The following is a 289-nucleotide window of genomic DNA, read 5'->3' on the forward strand; positions in this document are numbered from 1 at the left end:
ACATGGTGCTGACCACAGATACTCCGACACCGCCCATAAAGACACGCAAAAAGTTAGACAGGCTACTGGCCGAGGCAATTTGATTGCCTTTCATATGCGACAAGGTGATACTGGTCAGAGGTAGGAAGAACATGGCTACGCCTAAACCCTGCCAAAACTGCGGCCAAACAACATTGCTCATATCCATGCCGGCATAGAAATCGGTTCGCCAATGGAATGTGTAAGCAAACACCAAGAAGCTGGCACTGACAAACAGGCGCATATCAACGCGATTACCGAACTTACCGAT

General features: G+C 48.8%; 1 pseudogene. It reads right to left on the reverse strand.

Annotation, left to right across the window (positions count from 1 at the left end):
* Positions 1-289, reverse strand: a pseudogene (locus ACTHS4_RS11855) (MFS transporter); the annotation flags it as partial.

The sequence above is a fragment of the Neisseria sp. P0014.S009 genome, assembly GCF_051958155.1.
Taxonomy (GTDB): Bacteria; Pseudomonadota; Gammaproteobacteria; order Burkholderiales; family Neisseriaceae; genus Neisseria; species Neisseria flavescens_C.